The following is a 23,312-nucleotide window of genomic DNA, read 5'->3' as shown; positions in this document are numbered from 1 at the left end:
TCGGCGTCAGGAGGCCACCGGGTCCAGGCGGACGATCACCGCCTTCGACACCGGGGTGTTGCTGCCGGTCGCCGCGCTCTGCAGTGGCACGAGGACGTTCGCCTCCGGGTAGTAAGCCGCCGCGCACCCGCGCGCGGTCGGGTACGACACCACCCGGTAGTTCGGGAGGACGCGGTCGACCTCGTCCGGCCACTCGCTGTGGATGTCGACCCGCTGGCCGTCCGTGAGGCCCAGCTCGACGAGGTCGTCGGGGTTGACGAAGATCACGTCGCGGCCGTTCTTGATGCCCCGGTAGCGGTCGTTGAGGCTGTAGATCGTCGTGTTGAACTGGTCGTGGGAGCGCAGCGTCTGGAGGATCAGCCGGCCCTCCGGGCGCTCCAGCGGCTCCAGCTCGTTCACCGTGATCATCGCTTTGCCGGTCGCGGTGTCGAAGCGGCGCTCGTCGCGCGGTCCGTTCGGGAGGACGAAACCGCCCTTGCGGCGGATGTCCGCGTTGAACGTCCCGAACCCGGGGACGACGCGGCTGATGTGGTCGCGGATGACGTCGTACTCGGCCTCGAAGCCCGCCCAGTCGATCCCGTGCGTGCCGCCCAGCGTCGCCTGCGCGAGCCGGCAGACGATCGCCACCTCCGACAGCAGCCCGGGCGCGACCGGCGGCACCTTGCCGTGCGTCGCGTGGACCGCGCAGACGCTGTCCTCCACCGACAGGAACTGCGGGCCGCCGGCCTGGAGGTCCACCTCGGTGCGGCCGAGCGTCGGCAGGATCAGCGCCTCCTCGCCGGTGACCACGTGCGAACGGTTCAGCTTGGTCGAGACCTGCACGGTCAGGCCTGCGCCGCGCATCGCCGCCTCGGCGGCGGCGGTGTCGGAGATCGCGGCGACGAAGTTGCCGCCCATCGCGAAGAACACGTCGATGTCGCCGCGCTGGAGACCTTCGAGCGTCTGCAGGGCGTCGAAGCCGTGTGCGCGCGGCGGGTCGAAGCCGAACTCGGCCTGCAGCGCATCGAGGAACGCCGACGGCATCTGCTCCCAGATACCCATCGTCCGGTCGCCCTGCACGTTGCTGTGCCCGCGGATCGGAGAGGCCCCGGCGCCCGGCTTGCCGATGTTTCCGCGCAGGAGCAGCAGCGTGATGAGCTCCTTGAGCGTCGCGACCGCGTTCTTCTGCTGCGTCAGCCCCATCGCCCAGGTGATGATGACCCGGTCGGAGCGGATGTAGAGGTCCGCGAGGAGGTCGATCTCCTCCCGGGTCAGCCCGGTGGCCTCCAGGACGGTGAAGTCGTCGAGGGTCGCGATGTGCGCCCGGAACTCCTCCAGCCCGAGAGTGTGCTTCGCGAGGAAGTCATGGTCGAGGACCGTGCCGGGGGCGGCGTCCTCGGCCTCCAGCACGCGCTGCGAGACGGCCTGAAGCAGCGCCATGTCGCCGCCCGAGCGGATCTGCAGGAAGTGGTCGGCGATCTGCGTGCCCTTGCCGATGATGCCGCGCGGCTTCTGCGGGTTCTTGTAGCGGATCAGCCCGGCCTCCGGCAGCGGGTTGACGGCCACGATGGTCGCGCCGTTGCGCTTGGCCTCCTCCAGCGCGGTCAGCATGCGCGGGTGGTTCGTACCCGGGTTCTGGCCCATCACGACGATCAGGTCGGCCTTGCCGAAGTCGTCGTAGGCGATGGTCGACTTGCCGATGCCGATGGTCTCGCCGAGCGCCGTGCCGGTCGACTCGTGGCACATGTTCGAGCAGTCCGGCAAGTTGTTGGTGCCGAACGCGCGGGCGAAGAGCTGGTAGACGAACGCGGTCTCGTTCGCGGTGCGGCCGCTGGTGTAGAACGCGGCCCGGTCGGGCGACGCGAGGCCGTTCAGGCGGTCGGCGATGAGGGCGAAGGCCGCGTCCCAGCCGATCGGCTCGTAATGGTCGGCGCCGGCGGGCTTGTGCACGGGCTCCACGAGCCGGCCCTGCATCCCGAGCCAGTACTCCGACTTGTCGAGCAGGCTGGTCAGCGAGTTCTCAGCCCAGAAGCTGGTCGGGACCGTGATCGGCGTCGCCTCCCAGGTGACCGCCTTGGCACCGTTCTCGCAGAACTCCAGGATGTTGCGGTCGCCCGGGTCGGGCCACGCGCAGCTCATGCAGTCGAAGCCGTTCTTCTGGTTGATGGCCGTCATCAGCTTCGCGGTGCGGGCCGGTCCCATGTCGCGGATGGCGGGCTCCATCGAGTGCAGGATGGCCGGCACGCCGACGGCCCACTTCTTGTTGGGGCCGACCTCCAGGTCGGGGTACTCGTTGCCGGGGTTGACGTCCGTGTCGTGCATCAGGCCATCGCTTTCTGCTGTGTCTCCGTCACCATGATCCGCTCGCCGCCCGAATAGACGACCATCGACGACCCGCGGAGGAACCCGATGACCGTGAGGCCGAGCTCCCGGCCGAGGTCGACCGCGAGCGACGACGGCGCCGAGACCGCCGCGAGGATCGGGATGCCGGCCATCGACGCCTTCTGCACGAGCTCGAAACTGGCCCGGCCCGACACCATCAGCACGGTCCCGCTCAGCGGGAGGCGGCCCTCCTTGAGCGCCCAGCCGACGACTTTGTCGACCGCGTTGTGCCGGCCCACGTCCTCGCGCAGCACGAGCAGCGCGCCGGTCGCGGCGTCGAACAGCGCCGCCGCGTGCAGGCCTCCGGTCTTCTCGAACATCGCCTGCCCCTCGCGCAGCCGGTCGGGCAGCGTGGTGAGCAGTTCGTCGGTGATCGCGACCGGGTCGGCGTCGACCGGATACGCGGAGCGGGTGCGCACGGCGTCGATGCTTGCCTTGCCGCACAGACCGCAGGAGCTGGTCATGTAGAAGTTGCGGTCGAGGCTCGCGTCCGGCCGCGGGACCCCGGGCGCCAGAGTGACGTCGAGGACGTTGTAGGTGTTCTCGCCGTCGACCGTGCCGCCCGCGCAGTAGCGGATGGCGCCGAGCTGGTCGCCGTGCGAGATCACGCCCTCCGAGACGAGGAAGCCGGCGGCGAGGTCGAAGTCGCTGCCGGGCGTGCGCATGGTGATCGAGAGCGGCGTTCCCGCCACCCGGATCTCAAGCGGCTCCTCGACGGCGAGCACATCCTCCCGGCGGCTGCGCGATTCGCCGACGACGATGCGCGTGATCTGTTTTCGCGATGTCGTGCGACTCATGCTCCAGGCTTATCACGGCGTAGCGTGAGACCGGAACGGAATGCCCGCAGTGGGTCATTCGAATACTGCGGGAAGAGGATCGCGAATGGGCATGACGCGGTGAGCGGGGCCGGCACCGTGACCGGGAACGGCGGACGGCCGACCTGGCACGAGGCGCGGGCCATCGCCGCGGCAGCGGGGACCGCGCTCCCGCCCGAGAGCGTCCCGCTGCACGCCGCGATCGGACGGCGGCTGGCGGCGGACCTCGTGACGCCGATCGACCTCCCGCACTTCGCCTCGGCGGCGATGGACGGCTGGCTGGTGGCCGGCGTCGGCCCCTGGACGCTGGTGGAGGGCTCCCCTTCTCGCGGCCAGGCGAGCCCGATCGTCACCGGGGCCCTCGTACCGGCGGACGCGTTCGCCGTGCTGCGCAGCGAAAGCGGGGAGGTCTCCGGTGGTGCGCTGCGCTCGACCGTCGCGGGCGAGCCGCGGCGGGGTCACCACATCCGGCGGCCGGGCACGGAGGCGCTCAGTGGGGAGCGGCTGATCGCCGCCGGCGCTCTCCTCAACCCGGCGCACGTGGCACTCGCCGCGGCCACCGGCGCCGACGAACTGCTCGTGGCGGCCCTCCCGTCGGTCGCGCTCGTGTTCACGGGCGACGAGGTGGTGACCTCCGGAGTGCCCGCTCCCGGCCGCGTGCGCGACAGCTTCGCCGTGCAGCTCCCGGCCCTGGTCGGGATGCTCGGCGGCCGGGTGACCGGCACGGCCCGCGTGCCCGACCGGCTGGAGGACACGGTCGCCGCGCTGCGCGACGCCGACGCGGCGCTGATCGTGACGACCGGGGGCACCGGTGCGTCGTCGGCCGACCACCTGCGGGACGCACTGCGCGCGCTGGGCGCGCGACTCCTGGTCGACGGGGTGGCGATGCGGCCGGGCGGCCCGACGCGGATCGCGGAACTGCCGGACGGCGGGCTCGTCGCCGCGCTCCCGGGCAATCCGCTCGCGGCGATGGTCTCGGCGATCACGCTCGTGGAGCCTCTGCTCGCCGGACTCGCTGGACGGGAACCCGAGCCGGTGCGGACGGTGCGCGGCGCCACGGTCGACGGGCGGCCCGGGTCGACGGTGCTCGTGCCCTACACGGAGGCCGACGGTCGCGCGGTCGTCGCGGCCTGGCGCGGGGCGGCCATGATGCGCGGGCTCGCGGGCGCGAGCGGCATCCTGGTGGTGCCGCCGGAGGGCGTCCGGGACGGTGAGGACGCGCAGGCCGTGCGCGTTCCGTGGGTCGGGGTCCGCTGAGGACGCCCCTCGGACAAGCACGCACACGGGTCGCAACACGCCGTTACCGCGTGCGCGTCACGGCGTGTTGCGACCCCTCTACGGAGACGGCGGTGGGGCGGTCAAGCGCCGGCGTCGGCGCGGGTCGCGATCGTCTCGAACCCGCTGCCGGAGGACCCCGCCAGCCGCCGCCCGATCGAGGCGGCGACGCGCTCGGCCTGGAGCTTCGCCAGCTCGGCCTTCTCCCCTGCGAACAGCTCGTCGACCGTCCCGTTCCAGAGCAGCAGCCAGCGCTCGAAGTGCTCCGGCAGCAGCGGCGACAACGCGTGGAGGTCGCTGTGCACCTGGAGGGCGTTGCGCCGGTAGACGCCCGCGCGGAAGAGCACGGTCTCCCAGAAGTCGCACATGATCGGCAGGTGCGCCTCCAGGTCCATCTTCGCGATGTCGGTGAAGATCGGGCCGATGAGCGGGTCGGCGTAGGCACGGCGGTAGAACTCGATCACCAGACGCTCGACGTCGGCGCGGGAGCTCAGGTCGTGCGGCACGCTCCCTACGATAATCAGTTCCTGCCGGACGGATCGTGTGAGCACGTCATCAATTCCCCAAGCTGGGATACGGTGGCAGTCGCCGGAAGGAGAGCAGATGGACGAGCCGATCGGAACCGCCCGAATCACGGACAGCACCGAGCCCGACACCACCGAACTCGAGGCCGGGGGTCTCGAAACCGAGGAGGCGGACTCCCCGGAGACCGGGATCACCTACGACGAACAGCTCTACCCGGCCCGGCCGCGCCGGTTGCGGCCCCGCGCCAACCTGCGCGGCGGCGCGATCCGCCGCACGGTCTCCGACCCGCGCGCCGCGAACGGACTGAACCCCGCCTACGTGCAGTGGCTGGTCCGCCAGTCGATGCTGAAGGACGCCGACGTGCTCAGCCGCCAGCTCTCCGGCTCGCCGAGCATGTGGCGCAACCCGTACGCGCGGCCCGACGCCCGCCGCGCGGTGTCGACCTCCGACGTCTGGTTCACGGCTTACCCGATCTCGCTCATCACCCGCAGCGACCAGAGCTTCCTCGCCGCCCTCGCGGACCCCGAGCTGTGGAGCGTGTTCGAGCAGATCGGCATCAATGGCGTGCACACCGGCCCGGTCAAGCGCGCCGGCGGCATCCGCGGCTGGCAGGAGACGCCGAGCGTCGACGGCCACTTCGACCGGATCGGCACCCAGATCGACCCGATCTTCGGCGACGAGGAGACCTTCCAGCGGATGACCGACGTCGCCGAGGAGCACGGCGGCGTCGTCATCGACGACATCGTGCCGGGCCACACCGGCAAGGGCGCCGACTTCCGCCTCGCCGAGATGGCGTACAAGGACTACCCCGGCATCTACCACATGGTCGAGATCCCGCCGGAGGAGTGGCACCTGCTGCCCGAGGTGCCGGAGCACCGCGACTCGGTCAACCTCGACCTGGCGACGGAGTCCGCCCTGGCCGAGCGCGGGTACATCATCGGGGAGCTTCAGCGCGTCATCTTCTACGCGCCCGGCGTCAAGGAGACCAACTGGAGCGTCACCGCGCCGGTCGTCGGCGTCGACGGCGTCACCCGCCGCTGGGTCTACCTGCACTACTTCAAGGAGGGGCAGCCGTCGGTCAACTGGCTGGACCCGACGTTCTCGGGCATGCGGCTGGTCATCGGCGACGCCCTCCACTCGCTGGGCGACCTCGGCACGAGCGCGCTGCGACTGGACGCCAACGGCTTCCTCGGCGTCGAGAAGAGCGCGGAGGGCCTCCCGGCCTGGTCGGAGGGCCACCCGCTCTCGCACGCGGCCAACCACGTCATCGCGGGCATGGTCCGCAAGGTCGGCGGCTTCACCTTCCAGGAGCTCAACCTGACGGTGGAGGACATCCGCGACACGGGCGCGGTCGGCGCGGACCTGTCCTACGACTTCATCAACCGCCCCGCGTACCACCACGCGCTCGCGACCGGCGACACCGAGTTCCTGCGGCTCACGCTCCGCACCTCGCTGGAGCTCGGGGTGGAACCGGCGAGCCTCGTGCACGGCCTCCAGAACCACGACGAGCTGACCTACGAGCTGGTGCACTGGGCGACCCTGCACAAGAACGACCTGTACCCGTTCCGGTACGAGGAGCTGCCCGGCGGCGAGCTGGCCGAGCTGATCCGGTCGGAGCTGGTGGAGAAGCTGACCGCCCCCACCGCCGACTACAACCTGGTCTTCACGACGAACGGGATCGCCTGCACCACGGCCTCCCTCATCGCCGCGACGCAGGGCCACGCGACGCTCGACTCCATCACGGAGGCGGATGTCCCGGCGATCCGCGACGCCCACCTGCTGCTCGCCGCGTTCAACGCCTGGCAGCCGGGCGTCTTCGCGCTGTCGGGCTGGGACCTGCTCGGCGCGCTCACCCTCCCCGCGAGCTGGTCGCCGACCTGATCGCCGACGGCGACACCCGCTGGATCGAGCGCGGCGCCCACGACCTGCTCGGCATCGCGCCGGACGAGGAGCGCTCGGCGTCCGGGATGCCGCGGGCCCGCTCGCTGTACGGCACGCTTCCGGACCAGCTCGCCCGTCCGGACTCCTTCGCCAGTGGGCTGCGCGACCTGCTGCGCATCCGCTCCCGCTACGGGATCGCGACCGCGCGACAGGTGGACGTGCCCGATGTCGCGCACCCCGGGATGCTGGTGCTGGTGCACGAACTCGAGACGCTGGACGAGCACGGCCTGCCGGTCGTGCAGCTGTCGGTGCTGAACATGAGCGCGGAGGCTGTGGACGGGACGGTGCGGTCGGACGCACTGCCCCTCGGCGCGACCGTCATCGACGCGGGGGATGACAGCGAGATCTCGACGGTCGACAACCTCAGCAGCTTCCCGCTGAGCATCGGGCCGTACGGGGTGCGGTTCCTGGTACTGCGACGACCGGAGGCGTAGGGCGATTCGTGCCGAATGTCGCGAAAGCTCGCGGCTGAGTGCACATTCGGCACGAATGTTCCGGGTGAGGGGACCAAAGGCCCGCACCCGGACTCCGCGCGCGGCGTAGCCTCAGCCATCGAGGCGCCCGGCCGACGGCGGGCTGCCGCGGAGGAGCTGAGTGGAATGCAGGCGCACGCAGGAGACTTCCTGGTCATCGCATCGAGCCGTCTCGAGGAGCCGGCGCGGGTCGGCTACATCGAGGAGGTCCACGGCGAGAACGGCGCACCGCCGTACGTCGTCAAGTGGGAGGAGGACGGCCGCACCACGATCGTCTTCCCCGGCTCGGACGCACACATCGAGCATCGCGGCCGCGACACGAACAGCGTGTCGTATTGAGGCCGGCTAGCTTCCGTCCCCGAGATGCACCACAAGACGGTTGTGGACGTGCGTCACATTCGGGGACGACCAGGCCGTCAGCTCCGCCTCATGCTTCTCGATCCACGAGCGCACGCTGCCGGTGAGGGTCAGCTCCGTCCCGTCGACCTTCACGACGATGTTGCGGGCGTCGAGGGCGGCATTGCGGATGATCGCCTCCCGTACCCGGTGCTCCACATCCTGCGCGTCCGGGCGGCCGGTGAGCTGGATGCGGTTGTCCAGGGCGCGGACGCCGTCGATCCTCCGCACCGCCTTCGCTGCTGCCGTGCGCTGATAGTTCCACTCCACCAGACCGCTGAGGATCACGGTGCGACCCTGCACTTCGAGATGGATCCGGTCCTCCGGGATCCCGGAGGACCAGCGCAGGACGTCGTTCACGGCCTTGGCGAGCTCGAGCCCTTCCGGCTCGCCGAGGATGCGGCGCAGGTGCAGCTCGTCGTTCACGGCGCTGACGCCGACCACCCGCTGGGCGGCCGTGACGGCTGCGGCGCGCTGGCTGAGCGACCCCACCTCGCCGGTGAGCGTCACGATGCCGCCGTCGACGGCGACCCCGATGTGCGCCGGATCGTCGAGGCCGGGCTGCCAGCCCAGCTCGGACTGAACGTCGTGCCGGATCTTGAGATCCTCTGCGGAATGGGTGACGGTCTTCGAGTTCATACCCACAGACTGGAGCCGATCCGCCGCGGTCACGAGGGGCGAAAGTCCCGCCGCTCGGGCTCGGCCGCCGGTCACTCGACGTCGTGGGAACCCGCCGCGTTCTGCTCCCCGCCTCGACGGGCAGGTCCGAGTCGTAGACGAAGACCACCCGGGCCGGAACCTCGCCGGCCAGTACGCTCGCGACCGCCCGGTTGACGTCGCGGATGTCGTACCGCGACGCGATGACGCGTGTGCGACCGACGGCATGGAGGGCGAACACCTCGGCGAGATCCTGCCGGGTGCCGACGATGGATCCGATGATCGAGATCCCCTTGAGCACGGTGTCGAACACCGGGACGGTGAGCGTCCCGCCCGCGGGGAGCGAGACCAGCACGAGGCGGCCGCCGCGGTTCAGCGAACGGTAGGCCTGATCGAAGACGCCGGGGGCCACCGCGAGCACGATGGCCACGTCGGCCCCGCCCAGATGGTGGAGGACGGTGGCAGGGTCGACATCCCGCGCGTCGATCGCGTGGTCGGCCCCGAGCTCGACCGCGAGTTCGAGCTTGTCGGTGTCCACATCGACGGCGACGACTTGCGCGCCGACCAGCCGGGCGTACTGCACCGCGAGGTGGCCAAGGCCGCCGATGCCGAAGACGGCGACACGCTCGCCCGGCACGACGTGGGCCGCTTTGACCGCCGCGTAGGTCGTCACGCCGGCGCAGGACAGCGGCGCTGCGTCGATCGGAGAGACATCGTCGGGGACCGGCACCGCGAACCGGGCGTCGGCGAGCGCGAACTCGGCGTAGCCTCCGTCGACGGAGTAGCCGGTGTTGTACTGCTGCTCGCACAGGTTCTCCCGGCCGTCGACGCAATAGCGGCACTCGCCGCAGGCGTGGCCGAGCCACGGCAGCGCGACGCGTTGTCCCAGCGTGCGCGAGGTCACCCCGTCGCCGAGACGCTCCACGATCCCCACGCCTTCGTGACCGGGAACGAACGGGAGGGTCGGTTTGACCGGCCAATCGCCGTCGATGGCGTGGATGTCGGTGTGACACAGCCCGCACGCCTCGAGCCGCACGAGCACCTGCCCGGGTCCCGGCGAGGGGATCGGTCGCTCCTCGATGGTGAGGGGCTGATTGAACTGGCTGACGACAGCTGCGCGCATGAGCGGTTCCTTCCCGTGTGGGGTCAGTCTTGCCGGGTCGCCGGGGGCGCGCTGGGCCGAAGGTCCCTCCAGGCCGAAGGTCCCTCCGGGCCTCGTTGTGCGCTCGCGCGGGCCTTTCGGCCCTGCTCCCGGTCACTCCGCTCCGCGACACTCGGACCGAGCGTCTGGAGGAGCAATGAAGCACTGGATCCGCATCGTCCTGACCGCGCTGACCGCACTCGTCGGGCTCACCGCCGTCGCCGGCGGCGCCGCGCTGGTCATCGGGACCGTGACCCCGTCGACACTGGGCGGGATCGTCCCAGGGAACTCCTTCCTCGGCGGGAGCCCGTTCACGTCCTATCTCGCGCCCGGCCTGCTGCTGGCCGTCCTCGTGGGCGGGACGCACCTCACGGCCGCCGTGCTGGTCGGGCGCGGCTCGCGGTCCGGTCCGCTCGTCGCGGCCGTCGCCGGCTTCGGGATCCTGATCTGGATCTTCGTGCAGATGATGTTCATCCCGTTCAGCGTGCTCCAGGCGGTCTACTTCGCGGCCGGGCTGGCCGAGGTCGGGCTGGTCCTGCTCGGTCTGGGTCTCCTCCGCCGCGACCAGGTCGTGACACCGTGACCGCGACCCTCCGGTTCCTCGGAGCGACGGACACCGTCACCGGCTCGCGGTACCTGGTCGAATCGCAGGGCCACCGCGTCCTCGTCGACTGCGGGCTGTTCCAGGGCTACAAGGTCCTGCGCGAACGCAACTGGCAGCCGTTCCCCGTCGACCCGGCGAGCATCGACGCCGTCGTGGTGACACACGCCCACCTCGACCACACCGGCTACCTGCCCGCGCTCGTTCGCGACGGCTTCCGCGGGCGCATCCACGCCACGCACGGCACTGCCGAGCTGAGCCGCCTGATCCTGGCCGACAGCGGACGCCTGCTCGAGGAGCAGGCGCAGTTCGCCGCGCGGCACCACAGCTCCAAGCACGCGGTACCGCGCCCGCTCTACACCGAGCAGGACGCCCTCGCCGCACTGGAGCGGTTCGAGCCGCACCCCTTCGACGCCGAACTGGACATCGCCGGCCTCACCGCACGGTTCGTCCCGGCCGGCCATATCCTGGGCGCCGCGCAGGTGCGTCTGGAGGCCGAGGGCTCCCGGCTGCACTTCACCGGCGACCTGGGGCGCTCCGACGACTCGCTGATGAGACCACCCCGTGCCTTGGAGGCGACCGACGTCCTCGTCTGCGAGTCGACCTACGGCGACCGCGAGCACCCGGGAACGGACCCGGCGTGGCCTCTCGGCGAGATCGTGCGCGAAGTCTGCAGCAGGGGCGGTGTGGTGATCCTGCCCGCCTTCGCCGTCGGCCGGGCCGAGACCCTGCTGCTGCAGCTCAGCCGGCTGCGGGCGCGGCACTCCATCCCGGACATCCCGGTCTTCCTCAACAGCCCGATGGCCGTCGACGCCGCCGAGATCTACGCCCGCTATCCGGAGGAGCACCGCATCCGCCCCTCCGAATTCGAGGCGATGTACCGGCTCGCCACTCTCGTGCGGACGGTGGACGATTCGAAGCTGCTCAACCTGCGCGGCGGTCCGGCGATCATCATCTCGGCGAGCGGCATGCTCGAAGGCGGCCGCGTGCTGCACCACCTCGCCGCGTACGGCTCCGACCCGCACAACGCCATCGTGCTGACCGGGTTCCAGGCGGGCGGGACCCGCGGTGACGCGCTGCGCCGCGGGGAGCGCAGCCTGCGGATCTACGGGCGCGACATCCCGATCCGAGCGCAGGTGCACGTCCTCGACATGCTCTCCGCGCACGCGGATGCGGGGCAGATCGTGGACTGGTTGCGCACCGCGCCGACTCCGCCGCAGGCGGTCTACCTGACCCACGGGGAGCCGCACGCGGCCGACGCGCTGCGCGTGCGGGTACGGCGATCGCTCGGCTGGGAGGCGCGCGTGCCGGAGTTCGGGGAGAGCGTCAGCCTGCCCGTGGCGAGCGGGTCGTGAAGCGCGCCGCCCGCCGCGCCACCCGGTGCGGGTACGCCCGGCGGCGCACCGCCGGCGCCCGCGGGGCGCTCAGCCGCGCGTAGTACCAGATCTTCGCGATCTCCACGAGGACCAGGTACACCAGCACCAGGCCGACGAGCGCGAGGAAGAACAGCGCGGGCAGCGGCGTGAAGCCGAGCGTCCCCGCCAGCGGCGAGTAGGGCAGCCACGCCCCGACGGCCACCACGGCGAGCACCGAGGCGGCGAGCGGGAGGGAGGCGCGGCTGCGCAGGAACGGCACCCGCCGGGTGCGGATGACGAACACGATGAGCGTCTGCGTCGCGATCGACTCGATGAACCAGCCGGAGCGGAACTCGGGCGGGGCGGCGTTGAACGCGAAGAGCATCAGCCCGAAGGTTGCGAAGTCGAACAGCGAGCTGATCGGGCCGAAGAGCAGCATGAAGCGGCGGATCGCGCCGATGTCCCAGTGCGACGGCACCTTCAGCTGCTCCGCGTCCACGTTGTCGCTCGGGATGGCGAGCTGGCTGGAGTCGTAGAGCAGGTTGTTGAGCAGGATCTGGCCGGGCAGCATCGGCAGGAACGGCAGGATCACCGATGCGATCGACGCGCTGAACATGTTGCCGAAGTTGCTGGAGGTGCCCATCAGCACGTACTTGATGGTGTTGGCGAAGATCCGGCGGCCCTCCGTCACGCCGTCGGCGAGGACATCGAGGTCCTTGTCCAGCAGCAGCACGTCGGCGGCGTCCTTCGCCACATCCACGGCCGAGTCGACCGAGACGCCGATGTCGGCGCTGTGCAGGGCCAGCGCGTCGTTGACGCCGTCGCCGAGGAAGCCGACAGCCCGGCCCTTCTGGCGCAGCGCGCGGACGATGCGCGCCTTCTGCTCGGGCGAGACCCGGGCGAAGATCGTGGCGGCGCGGGCGGACTCCCCCAGTTGCGCATCGTCGAGCGCGTCGACCGCGTCGCCGGTCAGCGTGCCGATGGACACCATCCCGAGTTCGGCGCAGACGCGCCCGGCCACCACGGCGCTGTCCCCGGTGGCGATCTTGACCCCGATACCGAGGTCGGCCAGGCGCTTCAAGGACGCGCGGGCATCCGGCTTCACGCCGTCCACGAACGCCAGGAAGCCGCGCAACGTCAGGCCGGTCTCGTCGTCGGCGCTCAGGGAGACGAGGTCGCCGGCCGCGCGGGTGGCGATCGCGATGACGCGGGAGCCCGCGGCGTAGAGCTGCTCCAGGGTCGCGGTCGCGTCCGGGCCTGCGGCGGTGCACAACGGGAGGACCGACTCCGGAGCCCCCTTCACGACGACGATCGGAGCGGAGCCGGTCGCGGCGACCAGCGCGCCGGCCATGCGCCGCTCGTGGTCGAACGGCATGGCGTCCAGCTTGCGGTATGCGGAGACAGGAGCGGTCGTGGCGTCGTCGCTCTCCCAGAGGGCTGCGTCGAGCGCGTTCAATCCGACCGTCTGCGGAGCGGACGGGTCGGTGTCGGTGGCGAGGAGGCCGAGCAGCAGCACCTCGGCCGCGTCCACATGGTCCAGCGGAACCGGGCGGTCGAAGACGATGCGACCGGTGGTCAGCGTCCCGGTCTTGTCCGTGACCAGGAGATCGAGGTCGCCCAGGTCCTCGATGCAGACCATCCGTTTCACCAGCACCCGGCGTCGCGCGAGCGCGCGCGAGCCCGCGGCCAGGCTGGTGCTGACCACGGCGGGCAGCAACTGCGGGGTGATGCCCACGGCGATCGCCAGCGAGAACAGCAACGACTCGATGAGCGGCCGGCCGAGCAGCAGCGCCGCTACGAAGATGAGCGTGGTGAGGATGAGGGCGACCAGCAGCAGGAAGGTGGAGAACTGCCCGAGACCGCGCTGGAACTCCGTCTGGGGCTGCTGGGTGCCCAGGCCGACGGCGATGCGGCCGAACTCGCTCGTTCCGCCGGTCGCGACCACGACGCCGACACCGCCACCGGCGTGGACGACGGTGCCCATGAGGGCGCAGCAGTCGAGGTCGCCGACGCCCGCGCCCTCCCGCACCGCGTCGACCGACTTGGCCGCCGCGCGCGCCTCGCCGGTCACGATGCTCTCGTCGCACTCCAGGCCGTTCGCCTCGATGAGCCGCAGGTCGGCGGGGACCACAGTGCCCACCGAGAGCAGCACGATGTCGCCGGGAACCAGCTCCGTGACGTCGACACTCCGGCGCGTGCCGCCGCGCAGCACGATCGAGGTGTGCCGGAGCCGGTCGTGGAGGGCGTCGGCCGCTTGCTCCGCCCGGAACTCGTTCACGAACCCCAGCCCGACGCTGACCACGAGGATGACCGCGATGATGACGGCCTCCGTCCCCTGGCCGACGAACGCGGAGATGATCGCGGTCGCGAACAGCAGGATGAGGATCGGGCTGCGGACCTGCCGGCCGAGGACGCGCCACGGGCGGGCGCGGTGGCCCCGGACCGCGTTCGGGCCGACGCGGGTGAGCCGGGCGGCGGCGTCGGCGTCGCTCAGCCCGGCCGTCGAGGTTCCCTGCCCGGCGAGCACGGCGGCCGCATCCTGAGAGGCGGCGAGTCGGACCGGGCTCAGCGCAGCGGGTGCAGCGGGTGCAGCGACCGCGGCCGTGCCCGGCGCGCCGGTCACTCGGCCTCGCGGTGCGCTCGCGCGATCACGACGGGCACGCGGACGTTCAACAGCACGTCGTGGCCGACCGAGCCGAGCATGACCCGCTTGGCGCCGTGGCGATCGCGCGTTCCCACGATCAGCATTCTGCTGCCTTCCGCCGCCTCGACCAAGCCCCGGGCCGGCGCCGCCTCGATCGCGTCGGCGCGGACGTCGATCTCCGGGCGGAGCTCCCTTGCGTGCCGAGCGGCCTCGTCGAGAACGCGCCGCCGCCGGTCGTCGAGGGACACTTCGGGCACGAACCCCGCGAGCAGCGGGTTGGCGGTGTAGCCGACGCAGACGATGCGCAGCGGTTCGCCGAGCGCAGCGGCCTCGTCCGCCGCGAACACGACCGCGAGCTCGCCGGGCCGCTTGCCGTCCACGCCGGCCACGACCCCGGTTCCTGAGCCGGCCCAGCCGTGCGGGACGACCGCGACCGAACAGGTCGCGGTCGACGCGACGCGGAGGTGCAGCGATCCGGCGAAGCCGCGGTCACGCTCCGAGCGCGAGCGGGCGCCCACCACGAGGAGGTCGGCGTCGCGGGAGGCCGACGCCAGCTCCGCGCCGACGTGGCCGTAGAGGTAGCGCGTGCCTACGTCGAGGACGGGGCGCGGCAACGGCGCGGGTTCGGGTCCGGTCAGGGCGGGCACCCGCGTCGAGGCGGCCTCGGCGATGCGGAGGGCTGCCTCGCGCTCGGTCGCCAGCAGGGACTTCGCCGCCAGGACGAGCAGGTCGCTCGGGCCGTCCGCGTCGTCCCCCCAGGAGTGCTCCAGCACGAAGACGAGCTCCAACCGGGAGCCGTCGCGGACCGCGCGTCGCGCCGCCCACTCCAGCGCGCCCCGGTGCCCGGTCTTACCGTCGACTCCGATCATGATCGTCTCGGTCATCGCATCCTCCAGCCTTCAGGGAACGCGACGAGTCTCGCAACCCGGGTCGCGGTCCCCCAGTGCCGAAAGTCCCACGTGACTTTGGACCCTGGCCGCGAGCGGGCGACGGACGCGAAGGTGTCGGCATGAACGACACCGCACCGGCCGCGCGCGCGGCCATCGTCTACGAGTCCATGTTCGGAAGCACGCGTCAGGTGGCCGAGGCCATCGCGGAGGGGCTGCGACCGTTCGCGTCGGTGACCGTCGTCAAAGTCAAGGACGCACCCGAGGCCTTCCCGGAGGCCGAACTCCTGCTCGTCGGCGCGCCCACACACGTGCACTCGCTCAGCCGGCCCGCCACGCGGGTCGAGGCGGCGAAGTGGGGCGACGACGCCGAGCGGCGACTGACCCTGGAACCCGACGCCGAAGGCATCGGCGTGCGCGAATGGCTGGAGACGTGCGGGGACGTGCCGGCGCGGTTCGCCGCGTTCGACACGCGCGCCGACATGACGGAGATCTTCAGCGGTTCGGCGGCCGCAGCCATCGACAAGCGCCTGCGCAGGCTCGGGTCGCACCGGCTGCTCGCGAAGCACAGCTTCCTGGTGGACAAGGACAGCGCACTCGAGGCCGGCCAGCTCGACGACGCCCGCGAATGGGGCCGGACGATCGGCGAAGCGCTGCGTACGACCGCCGCCGTCTGAGATCGACTCGGGTCAGCTCACGACCCGTGGATCACGAGCACCGGGCAGTCCGCGTGCTCGACCACCGAACGCGACACCGAGCCCAGCAGGAGGCCGGTGAAACCGCCCAGTCCACGACTGCCCACGATCAGCATCTCCGCGTCCTCCGCCACGGCGATCAGCTGACGCGCAGCGGACCCGGAACGGATGACGGTCGAGTACCAGGGCGGCAGCGTGTCGCCGAAGACTTCGTGGGACGCGTCGGCGGCGATGGTGTGAGCATCCCGCTCGGGGTCCCAGCCGCCCATGACATAGCCGGGCCACGACGGCGGATACTCCCACACCGTCACACCGACCAGGCTGCAGCCCAGGCGCTCGGCCATCCGGGCGCCGCGGCGCAGTGCGGACAGCGACTCCGCGGAGCCGTCGAGTCCGACGACGATGCGGCCGCCGGGGTGGATACGGTCCTCGGACTCACCGCTGAGAGGCGCGTCGCTCATGATTCTTCCTTCTGTTGCTGTGCAGAGGTCACCAGCGCTCGGGTTCCGGCTCGCGCCGGAACCGGCGGCCGGACATCGAATCGATGTCGATGCGAACGTAACGGTATTTGAGGGTCGGAATCCAGGGCTGCAACGGAGCCTCGTCCGCCTCGTCGATCTCCGCCTGGTGGTCGAGCTGCCGGGCATGGCCGTGGACGATGACGCTCCAGGCCTCGTCATCTGTCCAGCCGTCGGTCTCGAACGCCACCGTGTCGTGCACGGTCAGCTCCAGCAGCTTGGTGCCAGGAGCGGTCCTGAGCAGGATGCTCGACCCATCGGAGTAGAAGTTGACCGGGTAGATGTCGGGCTCGCCGCCCACGGCTGTCGCCAGCCTGCCGACCGTAGCGCCTTTCAGGACCTCCCGGCATGCGTCGCGGTCCAGCACCTGGACCGGGTCATCCGATGACATGGCTCTCTCCTTCCGTCGTCGGCTGCTCCACGCGCGCCGCCGTCGTCGGGGCATGCACCACGATCGTCGGCGAGGACAGGTTGAGCAGCACGTCGTATGCGACAGCGCCGAGGCTGCCGAGCTGCGCATGGGCGCGGCGCGAGTCCCCGATCACGAGGAGTTCCGCGCTGCGGGCCAATTCGTTGAGGGCCGCGCCCGCGGGCCGGCGCACCACGCGGCTGCGGATGACGATGCCGGGCTGCCGCGCCCGCGCCCGCGAGACGGCGGACGCGAGGAACCCTCGTGCCTCGTCGTCTCGCCGGAGCTGCCAGTCGCGCCGCTCGTCGGCGTCGTCCGGGTGGAACGTGACGTGCGCCTCCGACGAGCGGACGGTCATCAGCTCGCAGTGGTGGTCGCAGGCCAGGTCCGCCGCCAAGTCGACGGCCGCCTGCCCCGCCGGGGTGTCGTCGACGCCGACGATCACGCCGCGCCGCATCCGCGAGGCGGCTTCGGGGATGATCGCGACCGGCCCCGTCGCGAGGTTCGCGAGCTGGAGGCTGCGCGAACCGAAAGCGCGCCCGTAGTGGAAGCCGGTCTTGTGGGTGCCGACGACGACCATCGTCGCCTCGTCGCTGAACGAGGCGAGCTCAGCCATCGGGCTGCCGACCCGGAGCTCCGCATCGATCGGCACGTCCACGCCGAGCGAACGGGCGTAGTCGAGTTCGGCGTCCAGACGCTTCCCTGCGTCCTGGTCGACCTCCTCGATGAGCTGCGAGCCCACCGCCCCCCACTCGTCGTCGGCGACATGGACGAGGGTCACGCCGACCCCTCGCTCCCGTGCCCCTGCGACAGCCCAGCGGATCGCGGCTCGGGCCGGTACCGATCCGTCGACGCCGACGATGTACCTGCGGACCTCCATGGCGGCACCTCCGTGTGAAGTCTGCTCAACGGAATCGGCGGCCCGAAGGGCCATTGGTCCCGTGGGACCTTCGGCCCGCCCGGTACACGAGCGCGGCGCTTGACTCGGTGACGGAACGGGAGGCGGGACGATGCCGGTCATGAGAGCGTGGCGCACCACGAGAGCGAGTGGCGGCCTCGAAGAGGTCGAGGCCACGGTGCCGGAGCCCGAGTCGGACGAAGTGCTGATCGAGGTGGAGGTGTGCGGGGTCTGCCGCACCGACCTCCATGTGATCGACCGGGAGATCCCCGTGCACCGTCCGGGGGTGACGCCCGGCCACCAGGCGATCGGCACGGTGGTGGACATCGGCGACGCTGTGACGTCGCTGCAGCCGGGAGACCGCGTCGGCGTCGCCTGGCTGCGCCGCACCTGCGGGGAGTGCGCCTTCTGCCGGCGGGGAGCGGAGAACCTGTGCCCGAACTCGGAGTACACCGGCTGGGACGCGGACGGCGGCTTCGCCGAGTACCTGGTGGCGCCGGCCGCGTACGTCTACCCGATCGCGGCGGACGCCGACGCACTGGAGACCGCACCGCTGCTGTGCGCCGGGATCATCGGCTACCGGGCGCTCCAGCGTGCTGAGCTCCCAGCGGGCGGCACCCTCGGCATCTACGGCTTCGGGTCGAGCGCACACGTGACGGCACAGCTCGCGATGGCGGGAGGCGCACGGGTCTTCGCGATGACACGCGGCCCGCAGAACCGCGACCTCGCCCGCGAGCTCGGAGTCGACTTCGTCGGCGAGGAGGAGGACGAGCCGCCCGAGCCGCTGGACTCCGCCATCGTGTTCGCGCCGGCCGGCGGTCTCGTCCCGGTCGCGCTGCGGGCCACCGCGAGCGGCGGCACCGTCGTGCTCGCCGGCATCGAGATGTCCGACCTGCCGCCGCTCTCGTACACCGAGTCCCTGTTCCGCGAGCGCGACCTGCGCACCGTCACAGCCAACACCCGGGAGGACGGGGCGCGCTTCCTCGCGCTCGCCCGCAACCTCCGGCTCCGGCCGACGGTGACGGCGGTGCCGTTCGACGGGCTGGCGGCCGCGATCGACGATCTGCGACGCGGTAAGGCCAGCGGCTCGCTGGTGCTGCGCGTCGCCTCCTAGAAGGGTGAAGACGATGACCGACCGGACGGTGGTCTGCTGGGACGGCTCCACAGCAGCGGAGGCGGCGCTCGCCTGGGCGCTCCGCCGCGCGCGTGACGAGGGCGCGACGATCGAGCTCTTCGATGTCGTCGATGCGGGCCTCTACCTGGGCGACGACGCAGCCCGCGACCGGGCGACCGAGCAGGAGGAGGACCGGCTCGACTCGCGGGTGGAGGACCTCGCGGCGTCCGATCCCGGCGTCGTGGCCGGGGCGGTGATGCTGGTCGGGGATCCGCTCGACGTGCTGACCGCCCAGGCCCGTGCCGACACCATTCTCGTGGTCGGCACCCGGCACCGCGTCGGGCCCCGTGTCCGCTACGGCTGGTCGCTCGGGTCGCGGCTCGCCACGGCTGCCGCCGGTCCGGTGGCCGTCATCCCCGTCGAGGAGGCGGAGGCGGCGAGCGCACGGTCGGGGGTCGTCGTGGGAGTGGACGGCTCGGAGGTGGGTCGTCTCGCGCTGGAGTTCGCCTGCCGGGAGGCGGAGGCGCTGCGCCAGCCGCTGACGGTGGTGCACTGCTGGGTGGCTCCGCTCTCCGAGCAGCCGCTGGTCGTCCCCGACGACGAGTTCGTCACCTCGCAGCAGAGCGAACGGCAGGACCTGCTCGACGATCACGTCCGCACGGTGCGGGATAAGCACCCCGACATCACAGTGCAGGGCGTCCTCCTGCGCCAGAACCCGATCTCGGGCCTCCGCGTCCAGTCCGAGCACGCGTCGATGCTGGTCGTCGGCAGCAGACGGCTGACCGGCTGGAAACGCACCTGGCTGGGGTCGGTCTCCCACGGCCTCGTGCTCGACCTCGCCGCGCCCACGGTCGTCGTCGGTCAGGAGACACAGGTGTACGCGACGGCGCCGGACGCTACACTCAGCGCCTAGGGGACCCGTGCCGCCTCCGGCACGTGCCTCCGTGCGGCTGCGCCCGGGCCGCCACCCGAGAGGAGGCCCGCGATTCAGGACGATGAGCCGATCACGTTCCCGGACGCGCCTCGGGGCGAGCTGGACCACGCCCTCGGCGAGCTCGTCGAGCAGGCGCGGAAGGTGCTGGAGACGCAGGGCCGGCTGCGCGCGCTCGTCCGCGCGAACCGGGCGGTGGTGTTGCACCTGGAGCTGCCGGTGGTGCTCAGAACGATCATCGAGGCCGCCGTCGAACTCGTCGGCGCGCGCTATGGCGCACTCGGGGTGATCGCGGAGGGCGGCGGGCTGGAGCAGTTCATCCACGTCGGGATGTCGGCCGACATAGTGGCCCGGATCGGCCATCTGCCGGAAGGCCACGGGCTGCTCGGCGCCCTCATCGACGACCCCCGCCCGATCCGCCTGGACTCGATCGCCGACGATCCGCGGTCCTCCGGCTTTCCGGCGGGCCACCCGCCGATGACGGCGTTCCTGGGGGTCCCGATCACGGTGCGCGACTCCGTGTACGGCAACCTGTATCTCACCGATCCGGTTTCGGGAGGGTTCACCGAGGACGACGAGCAGCTCGTGAGAGCCCTCGCGGCGAACGCCGGCTTCGCGATCGACAACGCACGGCTGTACGCCGAGACCGTCGCCCGGCAGTCCTGGACCGCGTCCTCCGCCGAGATGACGGCGAGCATCCTCGGCAGCGGAAACGCGGAGGCGCACCAGGAGTTCGCATCTCGTGTCGCCGCCCTTCTCCGGGCGCGCTCCGCGGTCGTGCTCGGAGTGCATGAGCCCGGCGAACCGATGCCGCTGCTCGGGCGCAGCGACGGCCTGGTGGACGCCGGGAGCGTGCCGCTGGAGAACGACCGCGTCCGCAGCGCGGTCGAGGGCGGCCAGCCGTCCAGGCTCGAGGAGTTGAGCGGCTACGCGCTCGCCGAGGGCTGGGAGCCGGGTCCCGCGCTCGTCGTCCCGTTCGACGGGAAGGTCGGCCAGCCCGAGGTGCTGATCGCCGTCCGGGAGAGCGGGGATCTGCCCTTCTCCGCGTTCGAACTCGAACGCGTCGTCACCTTCTCCCGGCAGGCCGCGCTCGCAATGGAACTCGCGGACGCACGCGCGGACCGAGAGCGCGTGGTGCTCCTGGAGGATCGCGCGCGCATCGCCCGCGACCTCCACGACCACGTCATCCAGCAGCTCTTCGGCGCGGGGCTCGAACTGCAGAGCGTCCAGTCGTCGCTCGGCCCCGGTCTGCTGGCCGACCGGATCGACGGCACCGTGAAGTCGCTCGACGACGCGATCGCACAGATCCGTACGGCGATCTTCTCGCTGTCCCGGCAGCAGGGGCCGGCCGAGAGTCTGCGGCACCGGCTGCTCGACATCGTCCAGGAGGTCGGCGAGGCGCTCCCGCAGCCGGCGACCGTCTCCTTCTCGGGCCCGGTGGACCTGGTGTCCGACCCCGCGCTCGCCGACGACGTCGCGGCGTTCGTACGGGAGGGACTCACCAACGTGGTCCGGCACGCGGGGGCCGGCAGCGCCACCGTCGAGGTCGTCGCATCCGCGGACGAGATCACGGTCGACGTCGCGGACGACGGCAACGGGATCGGGGAGACCTCGCGCCGGAGCGGCCTGCGCAATCTGTCCGAGCGCGCCGAACTCAGGGCGGGCACGCTCGACGTCGAGTCGACCGCCCGGGGGACCCGGCTGCGGCTCCGCCTGCCGGTGACCGAAGGGAGCGCCGGATGAACCCGTCGACGATCCGCGTCTTCCTCACCGACGACCACGAGATCGTGCGCCGCGGCATCGCGGGGCTGATCGACGCCCAGGACGACATGGAGGTCGTCGGCGAAGCGGCGACGGCGGCTCAGGCGCGGGCCAGGATCCTGGCCGTGCGGCCCGACGTTGCGGTGCTGGACGTGCGACTGCCGGACGGCAGCGGCATCGACGTCTGCCGAGCAGTCAAGCAGGCGGAGCCGGGGATCCGCTGCCTGATGCTCACCGCGTACGACGACGAGGACGCGCTGCGCAGCGCGATCATCGCCGGAGCCGACGGTTACGTCGTCAAAGACATCCGCGCCAGCACACTGCTGGACGACATCCGAGCAGCGCATCGGGGCAAGCGCCTGATCGACCCGCGCATCGCCGAGCGCGTCTCGGCGACGCTGCGCGAGCCCGCCGACGACCCGCGGTTCGCGTCGCTCGGCCTCCGCGAGCGGCAGGTGCTCGCGCTCATCGCCGACGGCCGCACGAATCGCCAGATCGCGGAGCGGCTGGGCCTGGCCGAGAAGACGGTGAAGAACTACGTGAGTTCGCTGCTGGCCAAGCTGGGCCTGGAGCGGCGCACGCAAGCCGCGGTGCTCCACCTCGAGCACCGCGGCCGCGTCTGACCGGACTCGGGTTCCCGGTCAGCCCCCTCTTCCCCCGGTTCTTTCCCCCGGTTGTTTCCGCCGGTTCTCAGATCACCGACCAGCCCGCGTCACTCGGGAGGACGGCGCCGTTCACGTTCGACGAGTCGTCGCTGAGCAGCCACGTGATCGCCGCCGCAAGCTCCTCCGCCGTCGCCGGTTGCGGCACGTTGGTCTGCAGGTACGGAGCCATCCGCTCGCCCGCGAAGGCCGACCGGAACTCCGCCTGGATGTTCGTCATCGTCGCTCCGGGAGCGACCGCGTTGCAGCGGATCCCCTTCGCCCCGTAGAAGAACGCCGTGCTCCGGGTCAGACCGTTCACGGCATGCTTGGACGCCGTGTACGCGGCGCCGGCCGCCGATCCCCGAAGGGCGGCCTCGGACGAGACGTTGACGATGGTCCCCGCTCCACGCTCCAGCATGCCGGGCAGCACAGCCCGGGTGAGCCGCATCACCGCGGTCAGGTTCACGCGCAGCACCCGGTCCCAGACGGCGTCCTCCACCTCGGCGGGCGGGAGGAAGTCGTCCATGATCCCCGCGACGTTCGCCAGCGAGGTGACCGTCCCGTCTGCGAGCCGCATGACATCGGCCACGACGTCCTCGTTGCTCACGTCGCCGGCGAAGGTGATGAGACGATCGGACCCGAACTCCTCGGCGAGCGCCGCCAGCCGAGGCTCGCTGATGTCCGTCGCGACGACGGTGGCCCCCTCGGCCAGCAGGCGGACGGCGGTGGCCCGGCCGATCCCGGAGCCTGCGCCCGTCACGATGACCCGGGCGTCGGAGAACCGCCCCTCCACGATGTGCGTCGACATCTCGCGCGCCCCGTCAGGCCTTCGGGCCGGCGGTGATCGGAACCTTGGTCGGAGACGGCAGCGCGGCGAACGGGACGTCGACCTTCAGCACTCCCTTGTCGAAGGTCGCTGCGATCTTCGACTGATCGGACTGCTGCGGGAGCATGATGCGTCGATAGAAGCTCTGGCTGGACTCCCGGACGACGTACTTCTTGTCCTTGTCCTCCTCCTTCTCGTGCTTCTCCGCCTGGATCACCAGCGCGCCCTCGTCGATGTTCACGGAGACGTCGCTCTCGTCGAAGTCGGGAAGGTGGACTTCGACCACCAGCTCGCTGTCGTCCTTCGTGTAGATGTCGGTCGTCGGAAGCATCGTGCGCCGCGTCCCGAGCATCCCGTTCTCGAAGAAGTCCCGCTCCATCCGGCTCAGCTCGGCGAACGGGTCGAAACGGACCAGATTGCGTGCCATGTCAGTGTCCTCTCTTCG

Annotated in this window: 22 protein-coding genes and 1 pseudogene; 11 read left to right on the top strand and 12 right to left on the bottom strand. The window is 71.3% G+C overall.

Annotated elements, in window-relative coordinates; all coding sequences use genetic code 11:
* Positions 1 to 6: 6 nt before the first annotated feature.
* Together ACR5MH_RS19870 and fdhD are read right to left on the bottom strand one after the other, a co-directional pair.
* A complete protein-coding gene (locus ACR5MH_RS19870; protein ID WP_431348763.1) occupies positions 7 to 2,301 on the bottom strand; it encodes an FdhF/YdeP family oxidoreductase in 2,295 nt (764 codons plus the stop codon).
* The gene (gene fdhD / locus ACR5MH_RS19865) at positions 2,301 to 3,158 is read right to left on the bottom strand and encodes a formate dehydrogenase accessory sulfurtransferase FdhD (protein WP_431348762.1); all 858 of its coding nucleotides are present in this window, start codon (positions 3,156 to 3,158) and stop codon (positions 2,301 to 2,303) included. Before fdhD ends, ACR5MH_RS19870 begins: the two co-directional genes overlap by 1 nt.
* Before the next feature lie 99 nt (positions 3,159 to 3,257).
* Here fdhD and ACR5MH_RS19860 point away from each other — a divergent pair, with 99 nt between their 5' ends.
* Positions 3,258 to 4,433 carry a molybdopterin molybdotransferase MoeA gene (locus ACR5MH_RS19860; RefSeq protein WP_431348761.1) on the top strand — a complete coding sequence of 392 codons (1,176 nt, stop codon included), beginning with the start codon at positions 3,258 to 3,260 and terminating at the stop codon, positions 4,431 to 4,433.
* A 101-nt stretch (positions 4,434 to 4,534) separates the two neighbouring features.
* Here ACR5MH_RS19860 and ACR5MH_RS19855 read toward each other — a convergent pair whose 3' ends face one another.
* Complete coding sequence (locus ACR5MH_RS19855; RefSeq protein WP_431348760.1) at positions 4,535 to 4,957, bottom strand: group III truncated hemoglobin; 423 nt, start codon at positions 4,955 to 4,957, stop codon at positions 4,535 to 4,537.
* Between the two features lie 97 nt (positions 4,958 to 5,054).
* On the opposite strand from ACR5MH_RS19855, the gene treS reads away from it, so the two are divergent.
* The 3 genes from treS (at position 5,055) to ACR5MH_RS19840 (ending at position 7,729) form a co-directional block, all read left to right on the top strand.
* Positions 5,055 to 6,857: a maltose alpha-D-glucosyltransferase gene (treS, locus tag ACR5MH_RS19850; RefSeq protein WP_433862087.1), complete on the top strand. Its 1,803-nt coding sequence runs from the start codon at positions 5,055 to 5,057 to the stop codon at positions 6,855 to 6,857.
* A gap of 86 nt (positions 6,858 to 6,943) precedes the next feature.
* Positions 6,944 to 7,351, top strand: coding sequence for a hypothetical protein (locus ACR5MH_RS19845; protein WP_433862086.1), 408 nt, complete (start codon positions 6,944 to 6,946; stop codon positions 7,349 to 7,351).
* Positions 7,352 to 7,516: 165 nt separating this feature from the next.
* Positions 7,517 to 7,729 (top strand): DUF1918 domain-containing protein, encoded by a 213-nt coding sequence (locus ACR5MH_RS19840; RefSeq protein WP_431348759.1) that lies wholly within the window; start codon positions 7,517 to 7,519, stop codon positions 7,727 to 7,729.
* A 6-nt stretch (positions 7,730 to 7,735) separates the two neighbouring features.
* On the opposite strand, the gene ACR5MH_RS19835 is transcribed toward ACR5MH_RS19840, so the two are convergent.
* A complete protein-coding gene (locus ACR5MH_RS19835) occupies positions 7,736 to 8,425 on the bottom strand; it encodes a BON domain-containing protein (RefSeq protein WP_431348758.1) in 690 nt (229 codons plus the stop codon).
* A 139-nt stretch (positions 8,426 to 8,564) separates the two neighbouring features.
* A pseudogene (locus ACR5MH_RS19830) lies at positions 8,565 to 9,566 on the bottom strand (alcohol dehydrogenase catalytic domain-containing protein); the annotation flags it as partial.
* A 175-nt stretch (positions 9,567 to 9,741) separates the two neighbouring features.
* Here ACR5MH_RS19830 and ACR5MH_RS19825 point away from each other — a divergent pair.
* Positions 9,742 to 10,167 (top strand): hypothetical protein, encoded by a 426-nt coding sequence (locus ACR5MH_RS19825; protein ID WP_431348757.1) that lies wholly within the window; start codon positions 9,742 to 9,744, stop codon positions 10,165 to 10,167.
* Positions 10,164 to 11,540 carry an MBL fold metallo-hydrolase RNA specificity domain-containing protein gene (locus ACR5MH_RS19820; RefSeq protein ID WP_431348756.1) on the top strand — a complete coding sequence of 459 codons (1,377 nt, stop codon included), beginning with the start codon at positions 10,164 to 10,166 and terminating at the stop codon, positions 11,538 to 11,540. The genes ACR5MH_RS19825 and ACR5MH_RS19820 overlap by 4 nt, the downstream gene beginning before the upstream one ends.
* Here ACR5MH_RS19820 and mgtA read toward each other — a convergent pair.
* Together mgtA and ACR5MH_RS19810 are read right to left on the bottom strand one after the other, a co-directional pair.
* On the bottom strand, positions 11,512 to 14,163 hold the full coding sequence (gene mgtA / locus ACR5MH_RS19815; protein WP_433862085.1) for a magnesium-translocating P-type ATPase: 2,652 nt from the start codon (positions 14,161 to 14,163) through the stop codon (positions 11,512 to 11,514). The genes ACR5MH_RS19820 and mgtA overlap by 29 nt on opposite strands.
* Positions 14,160 to 15,068 (bottom strand): universal stress protein, encoded by a 909-nt coding sequence (locus ACR5MH_RS19810; RefSeq protein WP_431348755.1) that lies wholly within the window; start codon positions 15,066 to 15,068, stop codon positions 14,160 to 14,162. Before ACR5MH_RS19810 ends, mgtA begins: the two co-directional genes overlap by 4 nt.
* Before the next feature lie 125 nt (positions 15,069 to 15,193).
* On the opposite strand from ACR5MH_RS19810, the gene ACR5MH_RS19805 reads away from it, so the two are divergent.
* Positions 15,194 to 15,748, top strand: a complete 555-nt coding sequence (locus tag ACR5MH_RS19805; protein ID WP_431348754.1) for a flavodoxin family protein — start codon at positions 15,194 to 15,196, stop codon at positions 15,746 to 15,748.
* A gap of 17 nt (positions 15,749 to 15,765) precedes the next feature.
* Here ACR5MH_RS19805 and ACR5MH_RS19800 read toward each other — a convergent pair whose 3' ends face one another.
* The 3 genes from ACR5MH_RS19800 to ACR5MH_RS19790 are packed head-to-tail and all read right to left on the bottom strand — an operon-like array spanning position 15,766 to position 17,573.
* On the bottom strand, positions 15,766 to 16,227 hold the full coding sequence (locus tag ACR5MH_RS19800) for a universal stress protein (protein ID WP_431348753.1): 462 nt from the start codon (positions 16,225 to 16,227) through the stop codon (positions 15,766 to 15,768).
* A gap of 28 nt (positions 16,228 to 16,255) precedes the next feature.
* Complete coding sequence (locus ACR5MH_RS19795; protein ID WP_431348752.1) at positions 16,256 to 16,675, bottom strand: pyridoxamine 5'-phosphate oxidase family protein; 420 nt, start codon at positions 16,673 to 16,675, stop codon at positions 16,256 to 16,258.
* Positions 16,662 to 17,573 carry a universal stress protein gene (locus ACR5MH_RS19790; protein ID WP_431348751.1) on the bottom strand — a complete coding sequence of 304 codons (912 nt, stop codon included), beginning with the start codon at positions 17,571 to 17,573 and terminating at the stop codon, positions 16,662 to 16,664. Before ACR5MH_RS19790 ends, ACR5MH_RS19795 begins: the two co-directional genes overlap by 14 nt.
* Before the next feature lie 139 nt (positions 17,574 to 17,712).
* Between ACR5MH_RS19790 and ACR5MH_RS19785 the strand changes: the two genes are divergently transcribed.
* The 4 genes from ACR5MH_RS19785 (at position 17,713) to ACR5MH_RS19770 (ending at position 22,020) form a co-directional block, all read left to right on the top strand.
* Entirely contained in the window at positions 17,713 to 18,705 is a 993-nt protein-coding gene (locus ACR5MH_RS19785) for a zinc-binding alcohol dehydrogenase family protein (RefSeq protein ID WP_431348750.1), read from the top strand.
* 13 nt (positions 18,706 to 18,718) lie between these two features.
* Positions 18,719 to 19,618: a universal stress protein gene (locus ACR5MH_RS19780; RefSeq protein ID WP_431348749.1), complete on the top strand. Its 900-nt coding sequence runs from the start codon at positions 18,719 to 18,721 to the stop codon at positions 19,616 to 19,618.
* A gap of 162 nt (positions 19,619 to 19,780) precedes the next feature.
* Complete coding sequence (locus tag ACR5MH_RS19775; protein ID WP_431348748.1) at positions 19,781 to 21,379, top strand: GAF domain-containing sensor histidine kinase; 1,599 nt, start codon at positions 19,781 to 19,783, stop codon at positions 21,377 to 21,379.
* A complete protein-coding gene (locus ACR5MH_RS19770; protein WP_431348747.1) occupies positions 21,376 to 22,020 on the top strand; it encodes a response regulator in 645 nt (214 codons plus the stop codon). Before ACR5MH_RS19775 ends, ACR5MH_RS19770 begins: the two co-directional genes overlap by 4 nt.
* Before the next feature lie 67 nt (positions 22,021 to 22,087).
* Here ACR5MH_RS19770 and ACR5MH_RS19765 read toward each other — a convergent pair whose 3' ends face one another.
* Positions 22,088 to 22,849 (bottom strand): SDR family NAD(P)-dependent oxidoreductase, encoded by a 762-nt coding sequence (locus tag ACR5MH_RS19765; protein ID WP_431348746.1) that lies wholly within the window; start codon positions 22,847 to 22,849, stop codon positions 22,088 to 22,090.
* Positions 22,850 to 22,862: 13 nt separating this feature from the next.
* A complete protein-coding gene (locus ACR5MH_RS19760; RefSeq protein WP_431348745.1) occupies positions 22,863 to 23,294 on the bottom strand; it encodes an Hsp20/alpha crystallin family protein in 432 nt (143 codons plus the stop codon).
* Positions 23,295 to 23,312 lie beyond the last annotated feature (18 nt).

The sequence above is a fragment of the Streptomyces sp. L7 genome, assembly GCF_050990935.1.
In the GTDB taxonomy this organism is placed as follows: Bacteria; Actinomycetota; Actinomycetes; order Actinomycetales; family Microbacteriaceae; genus Leifsonia.
This window is presented reverse-complemented; position numbering and strand designations above follow the sequence as displayed.